The following is a 12,912-nucleotide window of genomic DNA, read 5'->3' as shown; positions in this document are numbered from 1 at the left end:
GAATGTCATTCGTGCATATCCTCGACTTATTTGCTCTTACTATTCTTCTGTTTGCGTTCTTCCCGTTCCCAATGTGTCAGTTGTGGATAAGGGTCGAACGACCATTCGTGCAGTCCGCTGTCTCGGTAGATCCCATAGTGCAGATGCGGAGGGAATTTGCCCTGAGTCCCAGGTTTACCGTAACCCGAACTGCCAACCCAACCCACAACCTGACCTGGAATAACAACTTCACCGATGCGTGCACTTTTGTCAAAACCCGAGAGATGGGCGTAATAGTGATAATGATTGTTCAAATCCCGGATACCGATGCGCCAGCCGCCAAACGGATTCCATCCTTTGATCTCCACGACCCCATAACAGGTACTGCGCACTGGCAGACCATGTGGAGCGAAGATATCCGTTCCCTCATGAATGCGATAACCGCCCCAGCTTCGTTTCGTCCCCCAGGTGCTGCGATAGGAGTAATTGGTTCCGAGCGGAACCGGGAAGGCATGTCCAAACAGATCCAGATTGTCAAAATGCTCATATAACTTCGCGAATTGCTGTATCCGTTGCACAGCACGGGAGTTGTGATAATATTCCCACAAAGCGATGTTGAAGTCCTCTTGCTTGTTTCCGTAACCTTGAATAACAGAAGCCATGCTGTACAGCACATCCTGATCATTGTTGGCATCCGCTATACCGTCTCCAGAACCATCACGTCCATATCCTTTGAAAAAAAGAATGGATTCCGGATGTTGATCCGTCTCATCAGGATTTAGCCATCCTCTCCAGGCCGGAGGAGTCATGAAGATACCTGTAAGCCGCTCCGGATGCTTGCGATCCTTTGGATGTGCGCGAGTAATCGTTCGTTCATACTGATCAATTGCGGCTAGCCTGTACCAGGGAATCTGAGTCATCTGACCGATGGTCTCATATAAATGGCGACGTGCAGCGAAAATTTCTGAGGGCTTTAACTCGGTTGCCTGTGGTTTCGGAGCAGCCCCCACGGGTTCACTGTAAACGTCAACAGAAAAGCATGGGATTAGAAGCGTACCTGCAAGTAATGTTTTGATCCAAAATCGGTACGTGTGCCTGGAGGTCAAGTGTTGTTGCACTGGGAAGCAGCCCCTTTCCAATAGAATGATACAAGGTACCCGATGAACCAAGCTAAAGGTTAGCGTTCTTCAAAAGTTCTCATTTTATCCATGTAAGCACTTGGGATGAATCGAATGAAGCAAATTGTCCATATCAGGCATGAATGCACAAGATGTGACAAATGGGGGTTTTTCCAACGCTTTCATGGTATAATATGTTCCGAGCAACAGCCTAACTTCAGTTAGAAAGAAGGTTTATGCATTGGCTAAACGTGTTAAAGAACCGAAGCCGGATTGGATTCGGATCAAATTGACAACCGGCGATAACTATCAGGAAATGAAAACGATGATGCGTTCCAAAACGCTGCATACGGTATGTGAGGAAGCACGGTGTCCGAATATTTATGAATGCTGGGCCAATCGAACGGCCACTTTTATGATTTTGGGCGATATTTGCACAAGGGCATGCCGTTTTTGCGCGGTGAATACAGGCTTGCCAACGGAGCTTGATTTGCAGGAACCAGAACGTGTGGCGGAAGCTGCAGAGCAGATGAATCTGCAACACTGCGTCATTACAAGTGTAGCTCGTGATGATCTGAAGGATGGAGGAGCTACAATTTTTGCAGAGACGGTGAAGGCCGTACGGCGGAGGTTGCCATTGTGCAGCGTTGAAGTACTCATTCCAGACTTTCTCGGTGATCGGGAATCTTTGCAGATTGTAATGGATGCCAAACCGGACATTCTGAATCACAATATTGAGACGGTTGAGCGGTTGTCAGACAAAGTGCGTGCCAAGGCAAAATACAAACGTTCACTGGAATTGCTTGCTCGTGCCAAAGAAATGCAACCTAACATCCCAACGAAATCAAGCATTATGCTTGGTGTAGGTGAGGAATATAATGAAATTTTATCAACAATGGATGATCTTCGCGCGGTGGACTGTGATATTATGACGATTGGTCAATATTTGCAGCCATCGGAGAAACATCTGTATGTTGAAAAGTATTATCCGCCAGAGGAGTTCGCTGCATTGAAACAGGAAGGATTAAAACGTGGGTTCAGCCACGTCGAGTCCGGCCCGATGGTACGCAGCTCCTACCATGCGCATGAACAGGTGAAATCGGCTACCAAACATGCTGAACAGGCGGCAACACACGCGTGATGGAGGATACCGGATTGGAAGAAGAAAAAAGCGCAGAACAGATTCAGGACCAACTTCAGGACCAACTTCAGGAGCAAATCCAGGAGCCAGTTCAGGAATCGGTTGTTGAAACGGTTGAAGAAAAGCCCAAAGAACCGGTCATTGTACAGATCGGCGGCAAAAATTATGAAATCGTCCAGAACCACAAAGAGGGCTGGAATCCAGAAGTCTTCCGTGATCGTTACAGTGAGGTGCTGGAGCGTTATGATTATATTATCGGAGACTGGGGTTATAGCCAGTTAAGGTTAAAAGGTTTTTACCGTGATAACCACCCGAAAGCGACAAAGGATTCCACGATCGCCAGTATGGTGGATTATATTAATGAATATTGTAACTTTGGCTGTGCGTATTTTGTGCTTCAGAAGAGCAAAGATCAGCCTCAAGCCAAAGCAAAAAGCGGTTCCTGAGAAGGACCGCTTTTTTGGTGTGTTTATTTTAGTCAAGAAATGCCGTGCGAACCCGGTTCCAGAATGGATAAGGACGGAAACGCGCGAAACTGACCTTGTGACTGGATACCTGACAACGGACGGATATCAGATCCTCCACCATCACATTCACATGATCAATGGTCATCAGTAAGCGCTGATCCTTGCGGGAGAAAATATCACAATGATGATGCTTGGGCAAAATGACCGGTGAACCAAGTGTCCGATAGACCCGGTTATTAATTGAAGCAATCTCCGCAATCTGAATGGCCTCAATGGTCGGATGAACCATGGCACCGCCAAGGGCCTTGTTGTATGCCGTGCTGCCTGAAGGCGTGGATACACAGATTCCATCTCCACGGAACATCTCGAATGTCACATCGTTAATATCGACCTGGGCTACGACGGTACCGTCCACACCTTTTAACGTAAATTCATTAAGGGCGATGTAAGAGGAATTCCCCGACTTTTTCCGAATCTCAAGCTCCAATAGCGGATATTGAACAATGCGTGGTTTGAGACGCTCCGGATCTCCCTTGCCACTCATCAGCCTGACTAATTCTCGTAATTCTTCTTTCTTCCAATCGGCATAAAAGCCGAGATGGCCTGTATGAACCCCAACAAAAGCAATATCCGGAATACGGTCGATGAAATTGTGAAACGCCTGCAGCATCGTACCATCGCCCCCGATGGAGATGACAATCTCCGGCGATTCTGCATCCAGCTTGAACCCTTCTTCCTTCGCCAGCGCATGAAACTGCTGACTGAGATCAATCGATAACTGGTCTCCGCGGTCTTGAACATAATATCTCAAGATGAAAGCTCCTTTGTGGTCATTATACTACCGATGATAATCAATTCCGCGGAAGAACACAACGTTTGGATGCATATTCAGTTAAATATAGATGAATGATTGGCTTATTTTTTGATATGTCGTCCAGGCTTGAGAATAGAACTTAATATCGCAAGGAATAACATCAACACAATGAGGCTCACAAAAATAATGATTCCTGTCAAGAAGATCAGTCCCCAGTCCGGTGTATACGTCGATAACGATGGGATGAAACCTGGCTCCATGAGAACGGGTGAAGCGGAACGCCCCATCATGGGGGTCCATAATAGCAGGACCAACACAGGTGCGATTAGCGCATGAATCGCTCTGGCAAATAAAAAGGGACCGTATCTCATGGGTGTGCTGCTAAGAATACTCATAATCTGTGCATGGACGGATAATCCGCCCCAGGAGAGAACAAAGGCTGCTGCCGCCACTTTATATACAAGTGGAATGGAAGTGCTGACACCTCCAGCCTCTTTGGCCCCCAGAGTGACTTCAAATAACCCCCCGACCAAGCTAGGAGATAAGGATGGAGGAAGTCCGCTATGTCGAAGCAATTGCTCGGTTATCCCGTATAATCCGCCAAGCCAACCGGTCTGTACAAGCAACTCCATCATGACCGAGAAGAATACAACCAGCCCTCCTACGATAATAATAAGGCGAAGGGATGAGGAGACTGCCTGGCGCAGCAGTTCACCGAATACCCGTCCGTCAGCCTTTCTTGCCTCATGCATTGCATAGATGGCCCGGACCAGTCTGTTTCTAGGTATTTCCTCCGATGGAGATGCAGAAGAGATGTCTGGCTGTGAGCCTTTTGCTGTACCCCCATGAAAACGCATGAGCATACCCACCAGAAAAGCTGCAGCGTAATGACTTGCAACCAATAACGGAGCAATGGCCACATTATGGAAGAATCCAACCGATACGGCTCCAATCATGAAGATCGGATCGGATGATGTGGTGAAGGCAACGAGGCGTTCTCCTTCTTCCCGGGTAACCAGCTTTTGTTCCCATAACTGGGCGGTCAGTTTCGCTCCTGTAGGATAACCGGATGCACAGCTCACGGCAAATACAAAACCACCGCTTCCGGGAACACGAAACAATGGACGCATCAGTGGATTCAGCAAGGTACCTAGAAAATGAACAATGCCAAAGCCGAGCAGCAACTCGGACAGCACCAAAAAAGGAAAAAGGGAGGGAAACAATACGTCCCACCAGATGGACAGTCCGCGTACACCTGCATGCCAGGTTTCCGCTGGATACAAGACCATTAACACACAAAGGATCAGGAGAGCGAGTGTGACCAGGACATGGGTGAGTCGTTGTGAAGCAGCCATGAATTCTTCTCCTTTACTTTTGGAATGGTCGGTGTGCGGAAGTCTGTGATGCTATTTGCCATCAATATATGAAAAAAAGTGGACAAACAGTACAAAATTATACGTAGAAAGCGCTTGCAAAAGTGGCTGTGTTTTTGAGTGATGTGTGCTAAAATGAGAAAAACGCCTGAACGTCACCTAATTGTCTCCAAGGTGGAATTCAAATCGGATGGAGTGATGATCATGAGTCTTGTCACCGGAATCCTGGTCTGTGCTTTTGTGTATGTGATACGTGCCTCGCTGGTACGCTCTGAGGAAGAGGACTGGCGGAGTTATTAATGGAATATCTAGTGCGCCAACCTATGTGGTTGGCGCTTTTTTTGTGTTAGGTTTCGAAGAAGGTCCTATATACAGATGGCAGGTTGTGCGTCCTGATGATTTCATGTTATATAGGACTTTTTGGTTTTTTTTGATAGAATGGAGATAAAGGCTTCTGTGGCCTGGATATTGTTACTGTTTTCACAATGTTCATGGAACGTGTAATATATGGCAAAATTCGACATCAGAAAGGGGAATCAGAGGAATGAATCCCAGTTTGAGTATTTATGACAATCTTGGCGGTGAGAAAGGTGTTCGCGCACTGGTCGAGGCCTTCTATCCAATCGTTCAGCAAAATGAGCAACTGGCTCCGCTTTTCCCGGAGGATATTCAGCCGGTTATCGACAAGCAGTATATGTTTTTGTCTCAGTTTTTTGGAGGACCAGGGCTGTTTTCCGAGGCGTTTGGACATCCGATGATGCGTGCCCGTCATATGCATTTTGAAGTGACGGTTGAACGGGCTGAGGCTTGGCTTGCATGTATGGATCAAGCTTTAACTCAGATCGGTGTGGAGGAGCCCTTGCACTCGTTTATCCTGCAGCGTTTATCCGGGCCTGCACATCATTTTGTGAATACACCGTAGTTCCGAATATGATTATAAGTGTACGGGAGAGGGATGGAAGAGATTGGAATTAGAGCCGCTATATAAGGTGAAAGTGACTTGTCATTATTGCGAAACCGAGTATGACACTTCACGGGTAAGACCGAGTTTGAAAAGGCCATACCGGACAGATTCAGATTTTTGTGCTTATTACAAGCTGGAGAATCCGGATTTTTATGTAGTTCGCATCTGTCCACAGTGCGGGTTTGCTTCCACGGAGAACGCAACGGAGCATTTGAATGATGCTCAACGCAAGGCTTTTAAGGAACAGATCGGTAATCGCTGGGTAAAACGTGACTATAGCGGAGCTCGGACACTGGACCAGGCGCTGGCTACGTACAAGCTTGCCTTGCTGTGCGCACAGGTTATACAGGAGAAAGACCGTGTCGTCGCTGGTCTGTTACATCATATAGCTTGGTTGTATCGTTATATGGAGGACCATGCACAGGAACATCGTTTTCTCGAATTTAGCCTTGAAGCTTATGTGAAGGTGTTCGAACGGGAAGGAACGGGTGGCAATGAAGCCAAACTGTTGTATTTGCTCGGGGAATTGAACCGCAGGGTAGGACGGTTTAATGAAGCAGTGCAATGGTTCAGCAAGGTCATTCATGACAAGCGGATCACCGATGCGGCCATGATTCGTGCTTCAAGGGAACAGTGGGCCGTGCTGCGTGAACAGATGATCTCCGGTAAGATGGAGTTGCCTGAAGAGATGCTTGAAGCAGACAAAGAGGCTGCGAAGCGCAGCCCCCTCTAGGTTGATCTTACATTAATTACGGACAGGACGGCTGGATAACAAATAGTCACTGTCATTGTCGATCACGGTCATGCTGGTATTACAGCAGGGAAAGACGAGTAATTTCTTTTTGCCTTCGCGGATGCGCACAAGCTCTTTCGGTTTGAGGGGGAGCAGTACGTTGTTTGCATGACAGTAGGGACATTGCTGTACATAGATGTCTCCCATCACAATATCGTAAGGCCAGCTGTTCTCAAACGGAATCATTCTTGTTCGCCTTCTGGTGCGGAAGGTTTGGAGGTTTCTTGCTTGGCAAGTTCTGCAATCTTCTGCATCAGGATATGTTGAGGCATGTGCATCAGGTGTTCCAAAGGTACGCCCAGGGATTCTGCTAATTTGACGGCTGTATCAGCCGATACTTGTAAAGGTTTCATACGTTTACCTCCTGAAAGTTACTATGAATACATGTTCAAAAAGTCTGGTTTTCAGTACCGAGAAGATGGAATGAAGCTAGAAATGGAGTAGCGGAGCGTAGGCAAACTACGTGAGCAACTACATTGTTTCCAAAGGAAACAACCTTCGTAAGCATCCGCTTATTTCGGCTGAATTTCATATTCGATGCTGATGATGCCGTTAGGCATGATTCGTAATCAAAAGTGGACTTTTTGAACAACCTCTGTAGCTATTTCTCTAGTATAGAGATATGGCACGCATAAAACCAGTTTTTAATTCAATCCTAACCATCCAATTTATAGAGAGAGGTGCCTTATTAAATGAAAACGCCATTACACCCCGTATGGGATCTGGAGTCCATTTTTAGTGGAGGTTCTTCCTCCGAGACATTCGCTGCGTATCTGATTGAACTGGAAGAGGATGTACGTAAACTGCAACATCTGTTGAACGAAACACCTGCACCGACTTCATTAGAAGAGACGACAGCGTTTGATCCCATTTTGGAACTGCTGCAAAGCTGTTATGTCCGCATATCGGAAGGATCTGCGTTTGTATCCTGCCTCTCATCGCAAAACCAGAAGGACAAGAAGGCAACCCAGCTTCAGGGGGCCATCAGTTCTATTGCTGCGATGCTGAACGGCAGCAAATCGAAGTTCGATAATACACTCAGTCAGACGTCAGATTCGGTGTGGGACGCTTGGATTGCTCGGGAGGATATTCAGCCGCTGGCATTTGTATTAAACGAGAGTCGTACACTGGCTCGTGAGAAGCTGTCGCCGGAACTTGAAGGCCTTGCACTGGATCTGGGTGTGGATGGTTACCATGGTTGGGGCAAATTCTATAACACGATTGTCAGCAAGGTGAACATTCCATTTGAGCAAAATGGGGAAATGGTCATGCTGTCGGCAGGACAAGCTGCCAACAAACTGAGTGATAGTGATCGGAATGTACGCGAGACGGTATTCGCAAACTGGGAACAGGCTTGGACGGATGTCGAAGATTTCTGCGCAGACACGCTGAACCACCTCGCGGGGTTCCGTCTGAAGTTATATGAGAAACGTGGCTGGGATGATATCCTCAAGGAACCTCTGGCCATCAACCGGATGTCCCGCCAGACACTGGATACGATGTGGGATGTGATTAATGGGGCCAAACCTGCACTTGTTCAATATCTGGAGCGCAAGGCAGAACTGCTGGGGGTAGACAAGCTCAGTTGGAGCGATGTAGACGCACCTGTAGGTAAGTCGAGTGGCAAAATCACTTACGATGAGGCAGCCATCAATATTGTTGAACAGTTTGCCAAGTTCAGTCCTAAACTTTCTTCTTTTGCAGAGATGGCTTTTGAGAAACGCTGGATCGAAGCAGAAGACCGCCCAGGCAAGCGTCCAGGTGGATTCTGTACGTCTTTGCCACTTAGCAAAGCAACCCGAATTTTCATGACCTTCTCCGGGACACCATCTAATGTGTCGACTCTTGCGCATGAACTTGGTCATGGATATCATCAACACATTATGGAAGAGTTGCCTGCGTTGAATCAACGTTACGCGATGAATGTGGCTGAGACAGCGTCCACGTTTGCTGAATTGATTGTAGCAGATGCCCTTGTACAGGCGGCAACAGATGAGCAAGAGAAGCTGGCTTTGCTGGAAGACAAGATACAGCGAAGTGTGGCTTTCTTTATGAATATCCATGCCCGGTTCCTGTTTGAGAATCGTTTCTATGAACAACGCAAAAAAGGTCTGGTTAATGCGGATGAACTATCCAAATTAATGGTGGATGCTCAGCAGGAAGCGTTCTGTGGTGCACTTGCATCAGATCATCCGCATTTCTGGGCATCCAAACTGCATTTCTATCTGACAGGTGTGCCATTCTATAACTTCCCATACACGTTTGGGTACATGTTCAGTGCAGGAATCTATGCGAGAGCACAGCAAGAAGGAACAGCATTTGCAGATAAATACGATGATTTGTTACGGGATACAGGGCGTATGACGGTCGAAGAACTTGCGCAGAAACATCTGGGTACGGACCTGACACAACCGGAATTCTGGCAAAATGCTGCGGACTTGGTTATTGCCGATATTGAGCAATTTTTGCAGATGACAGCAACCAAATAATAGGTTGAACATAATAGTATGAATATATATGAAAGGCTGTAATTCCGTGTTAACAGACACGGGGTTACAGCCTCTTTTTGTTCGCAATCCTAATTTTTGATAATTAAATATTTTGTCGCAAATGAACGAAAAAACTCACTTTAAGGAAGGGTTATGGCAATTAATTGTGCAAATCATAGTTAAAAATACCCAAGTTTACCGTTGTTTGTTGAACATGCTCAAATGATGTCATATAATGAGTCGTAAGTCCTTGTGATATAGGACTATAAGCATGTAGGAGGAGTGTTATTATGAAAATTGACCAGCTTTCATTAGCACGGCAGTTAGATTTGGTATTTAAAGAGCTTGATCATGAGTTGTCAGGGTTAGATTCAGGGGTAGTTTTTGTGCAAATACGAAACAACGTAATTGGGAAGTTCGGTATTCGACATAATCCGATAACTGGACGGGATGGGCAGATGGATGTGGAAGAAGGGGGACTAAACGAAACCCAGAGATCTTCTTTTCGAGCGATGGCACTGGAGACTTTGAAATTCAAGCGCAATTGGACACATGGCGAAATATCGTACGACTTTACTGTAAGACAAGGTATGATTCTGGTAGATGCAACAATGGAGTCCAATTACAATATGGCGAGCCTCATGATTCGTTACCCTAGAACCAATACATACAAGGATTCAGATATGGAGTCGACCTCATAATTCGATACACAAGAGAAAGCGGCACTTCCGAAGAAGGCCGCTTTTGGATTCTGCTTAGCTCAAGCAATAATTACGAGCTTACGAACGACCCGATAATTGCTGCTCAGCGATTTGCACCAGACGTTTAGTGATGTATCCACCCAGAGAACCTGTCTCACGGGAAGTATAGTTACCGTAGTAACCATCTTGTGGAATAGTTACACCCAGCTCTTGTGCAGCTTCCATTTTCAATTGTTGCAATGCTGCAGTTGCTTGGGGAACGACCAGGTTGTTGGAGCGGCTACCGCTACCTTGGTTTTGACCTCCGTACATATGTGTCACCTCCTTATGGGTTGGTGATGTTAGTATGGTTAGAGAATAAGGAAATATACATGATATGGCGTAAGGGAATATATGGGTAATTATCGGTGCACAGATCACAGAAAAAAGCCGACCCAATGCGGGTCGGCAAGTTGTATAAGGATTTCAAAATAGTTGGTGATATGCTTAAAAGCAGTATAGAGAGTGATAAGCTTGTTTAGTCTGTAGGAGGTATAACCTCAATACGTGTAAATAGCTCAACAGGCTGTTCCGGTTCCAGGCGAATCAACCCTGTCTGTTCATCCGATAAAGCCAAATTAGGTGCATCCGGGAGCCAAGTGTACGGTTCAATGCACAAGAACTGATCAGATTCACCTTTGGTAAAGAGAACCCAGTGTTTGAAAAATGCTTCATCTGCTGAATATTTCAAGGTATATCCATCTTGCCTCCGTAAGTAAGCCGTAGCCGGTTCACCTTCGGTAGCTTTCAACAGGGTATCCCAGTTACGTCCCTGCAAGTTAATGCCTTCGTTAAGAGCAGACCATTCACCCAGGGATTCCAGTTCACCTGTTGGTAGTTGTTCTTCATTCTGACCGTATATTCCGGAAACAGGAAGTTGCAGTGTCCAGTCGGCAGGTTTACCGTCTAACAAAAACCATGTATGATAGCCCATCCCAAAAGGAGCAGGCGTTAAGCTCAGATTGGTGACTCGCAGACGCTGGCTAAATACAGCGTTTTGCAGACTGAACGTCATCTCAAGTTTCAGAGGAATCGGGAATTGAGCCATCCAGTGTTCTTCATTTTCAGTCAATAATTCGGTCGTAATTGCACATCCGTCTTCATCTTCCTCGATATCACTGACACACCAGGATTGGGTACGGTGGAGACCGTGAATATGGTTGTCATTCGCCGTGTTCTGATCGAACTGGTAACGGACACCTTCATATTCGAATTGTCCCCGATGAATGCGTCCTGGTGGAATCAGGAGAGGAACGCCAAAATGGTACGGCTTCTGCAGATAAAAGGCAAGATCGTCTTCATCCGGACGGCGGACGATATCTCTGTCCTGCACTAAATCCCGAATAGAAATAATATTATTTCCAAGACGCGGCAGCAGGGTAATTTCCAATTCACGGCTATGTAGGATATACGTGTCGTAACCATTCCATTGGCCTTTGGTCACTTGTTTCATATCGATGCTCCTTTTCCCACTTGAAATCTGTCTGCAAGCAGTTGTGATGATTGTACTGCTGCAGGCGTGTCATTGTGTACATGCCAGCTATTTCCTGCGATGCTTCTTGTGAAGCAGGCATGATAATAAGCAATTCCATCATAACAGATTTCAGTGTCTCGGGTAAAAAAGTTCAACTCATTTTGACATTCGCGCCTGTGCGCATTAAGATGGAACTCTGAAAGAATTATTCAAATTGAATGATATGAAATCGATGACAGGGATAAGTAGGCCAAGAGAATTCTCATCAGAAAGCCGGTGGTTGATGCGAACCGGTGTGAGCTCTTTACCGAATGGACCCTTGAGTGTGGATTTGAACAGGTTAAGCCAGAGACGAGCTTGCCTCACTAGAGTCTGCCGTATAATCCACGTTACGGAACAATGAAGGCATTTCTTCAGCTTGACTTGATTGAGGGTCAGGGGCAATGGAAGAAAAGCGAATAAGGGTGGCACCACGGTCTCACGTCCCTTGCGGATGTGGGGCCTTTTTGCGTTCGCAGAGAATGGCAGGAGCTTTTTATATACAATCAGGGAGGCGTTAAGTGCAATGAAAACAGTACTTTCAGGTATTCAACCAAGCGGTAAGCTTACATTGGGCAACTATATTGGTGCAATCAAAAATTTTGTAAAACTCCAGCATGACTATCAATGTCATTTCATGGTGGTTGACCTTCATGCCATCACCGTGGCTCAGGAGCCAGCGGCATTGCGTGAACAGTCGGAAGCGGTAGCTGCGCTGTTTATTGCAGCAGGTATCGATCCTTCGAAATCTAACGTATTTCTCCAATCCCATGTACCGCAGCACGCAGAATTAGGCTGGTTGATGACGACGCTGACCTCCATGGGTGAGCTTGAGCGCATGACTCAGTTTAAGGATAAATCATCCGGTAAAGATTCCGTGGGTGCAGGACTTTTTGTGTATCCATCATTAATGGCGGCTGATATTCTGTTATACAATGCTGATCTTGTACCCGTAGGTGAGGATCAGAAGCAGCATCTGGAACTAACACGTGATCTGGCAGGACGTTTTAACCACCGTTATGGGGAGTACTTCACCATTCCCGATCCGTATATCCCACAGGTAGGTGCACGTGTAATGTCACTTGACGATGCCTCTTCGAAGATGAGCAAGAGTAACCCTAATGCTGGCAGCTATATTGCCCTGCTGGATCCGCCGGATGTCATTCGCAAAAAAATCAGCCGTGCCACTACAGATTCGGGACGTGAAGTCGTATATGATCCGGCCAACAAACCGGAAGTTAGCAACCTGATGAGTATCTACGCTGAATGTGCAGGTATGACGCTTAAAGAAGTAGCTGAGCGTTATGAAGGCAAGATGTACGGTCCGTTCAAAAAAGAACTGGCTGAAGTGGTTGTGTCTGTTATTGAACCGCTGCAACAACGATATAATGAGATTCGTGAGTCTGGCGAATTGGCCGATGTTCTGGAGACGTCAGCTCGTCGTGCAGAAGAGGTTGCTTCTCAAACGTTGAGTGCCGTGAAAGAACGTATGGGGTTTGTTCCTAGACGTAAACTGTAGTG

15 protein-coding genes and 1 other annotated feature are annotated in these 12,912 nt (G+C 46.4%); of the genes, 8 read left to right on the top strand and 7 right to left on the bottom strand.

The window, feature by feature from the left end:
* Positions 1–26 precede the first annotated feature (26 nt).
* Entirely contained in the window at positions 27–1,097 is a 1,071-nt protein-coding gene (locus tag AB4111_RS23770; protein ID WP_442033469.1) for a M23 family metallopeptidase, read from the bottom strand.
* 241 nt (positions 1,098–1,338) lie between these two features.
* Between AB4111_RS23770 and lipA the strand changes: the two genes are divergently transcribed.
* Both lipA and AB4111_RS23760 read left to right on the top strand, forming a co-directional pair.
* Positions 1,339–2,238 (top strand): lipoyl synthase, encoded by a 900-nt coding sequence (lipA, locus tag AB4111_RS23765; RefSeq protein WP_253440726.1) that lies wholly within the window; start codon positions 1,339–1,341, stop codon positions 2,236–2,238.
* Between the two features lie 14 nt (positions 2,239–2,252).
* Positions 2,253–2,684, top strand: a complete 432-nt coding sequence (locus AB4111_RS23760) for a YutD family protein (protein WP_442033468.1) — start codon at positions 2,253–2,255, stop codon at positions 2,682–2,684.
* Positions 2,685–2,712: 28 nt separating this feature from the next.
* Here AB4111_RS23760 and AB4111_RS23755 read toward each other — a convergent pair whose 3' ends face one another.
* Entirely contained in the window at positions 2,713–3,516 is an 804-nt protein-coding gene (locus AB4111_RS23755) for an NAD kinase (protein WP_036673293.1), read from the bottom strand.
* A 104-nt stretch (positions 3,517–3,620) separates the two neighbouring features.
* On the bottom strand, positions 3,621–4,874 hold the full coding sequence (gene ylbJ / locus AB4111_RS23750; protein ID WP_442033467.1) for a sporulation integral membrane protein YlbJ: 1,254 nt from the start codon (positions 4,872–4,874) through the stop codon (positions 3,621–3,623).
* A gap of 153 nt (positions 4,875–5,027) precedes the next feature.
* On the opposite strand from ylbJ, the gene AB4111_RS23745 reads away from it, so the two are divergent.
* The 3 genes from AB4111_RS23745 (at position 5,028) to AB4111_RS23735 (ending at position 6,589) form a co-directional block, all read left to right on the top strand.
* On the top strand, positions 5,028–5,192 hold the full coding sequence (locus tag AB4111_RS23745; protein WP_253440723.1) for a hypothetical protein: 165 nt from the start codon (positions 5,028–5,030) through the stop codon (positions 5,190–5,192).
* Positions 5,193–5,436: 244 nt separating this feature from the next.
* Positions 5,437–5,814, top strand: coding sequence for a globin domain-containing protein (locus AB4111_RS23740; RefSeq protein WP_036605723.1), 378 nt, complete (start codon positions 5,437–5,439; stop codon positions 5,812–5,814).
* A 43-nt stretch (positions 5,815–5,857) separates the two neighbouring features.
* Positions 5,858–6,589 (top strand): DUF2225 domain-containing protein, encoded by a 732-nt coding sequence (locus tag AB4111_RS23735; protein WP_339237587.1) that lies wholly within the window; start codon positions 5,858–5,860, stop codon positions 6,587–6,589.
* A 12-nt stretch (positions 6,590–6,601) separates the two neighbouring features.
* Here the strand turns inward: AB4111_RS23735 and AB4111_RS23730 are convergent, their stop codons facing one another.
* Positions 6,602–6,835 (bottom strand): hypothetical protein, encoded by a 234-nt coding sequence (locus tag AB4111_RS23730; protein ID WP_110002373.1) that lies wholly within the window; start codon positions 6,833–6,835, stop codon positions 6,602–6,604.
* Positions 6,832–7,002, bottom strand: coding sequence for a YycC family protein (locus AB4111_RS23725; protein ID WP_074096390.1), 171 nt, complete (start codon positions 7,000–7,002; stop codon positions 6,832–6,834). The genes AB4111_RS23730 and AB4111_RS23725 overlap by 4 nt, the downstream gene beginning before the upstream one ends.
* 339 nt (positions 7,003–7,341) lie before the next feature.
* Here AB4111_RS23725 and AB4111_RS23720 point away from each other — a divergent pair, with 339 nt between their 5' ends.
* Entirely contained in the window at positions 7,342–9,138 is a 1,797-nt protein-coding gene (locus tag AB4111_RS23720) for a M3 family oligoendopeptidase (protein WP_442033466.1), read from the top strand.
* A gap of 287 nt (positions 9,139–9,425) precedes the next feature.
* Complete coding sequence (locus AB4111_RS23715; protein WP_442033503.1) at positions 9,426–9,839, top strand: O-methyltransferase; 414 nt, start codon at positions 9,426–9,428, stop codon at positions 9,837–9,839.
* 78 nt (positions 9,840–9,917) lie between these two features.
* Here the strand turns inward: AB4111_RS23715 and AB4111_RS23710 are convergent, their stop codons facing one another.
* Together AB4111_RS23710 and AB4111_RS23705 are read right to left on the bottom strand one after the other, a co-directional pair.
* Entirely contained in the window at positions 9,918–10,151 is a 234-nt protein-coding gene (locus tag AB4111_RS23710) for an alpha/beta-type small acid-soluble spore protein (protein ID WP_105601328.1), read from the bottom strand.
* A 205-nt stretch (positions 10,152–10,356) separates the two neighbouring features.
* Complete coding sequence (locus AB4111_RS23705; RefSeq protein WP_442033465.1) at positions 10,357–11,331, bottom strand: aldose 1-epimerase; 975 nt, start codon at positions 11,329–11,331, stop codon at positions 10,357–10,359.
* Positions 11,332–11,575: 244 nt separating this feature from the next.
* Positions 11,576–11,843, top strand: a binding site (T-box leader).
* Between the two features lie 74 nt (positions 11,844–11,917).
* Here AB4111_RS23705 and trpS point away from each other — a divergent pair.
* Positions 11,918–12,910, top strand: a complete 993-nt coding sequence (gene trpS, locus AB4111_RS23700) for a tryptophan--tRNA ligase (RefSeq protein WP_210109824.1) — start codon at positions 11,918–11,920, stop codon at positions 12,908–12,910.
* The last annotated feature ends 2 nt before the right edge of the window (positions 12,911–12,912 follow it).

Origin of the sequence: Paenibacillus sp. 2KB_22 (genome assembly GCF_052115745.1) — a bacterium.
Lineage (GTDB): Bacteria > Bacillota > Bacilli > Paenibacillales > Paenibacillaceae > Paenibacillus.
The sequence above is the reverse complement of the archived record's forward strand: the minus strand, read 5'-3'. Positions and strand labels throughout refer to the sequence as shown.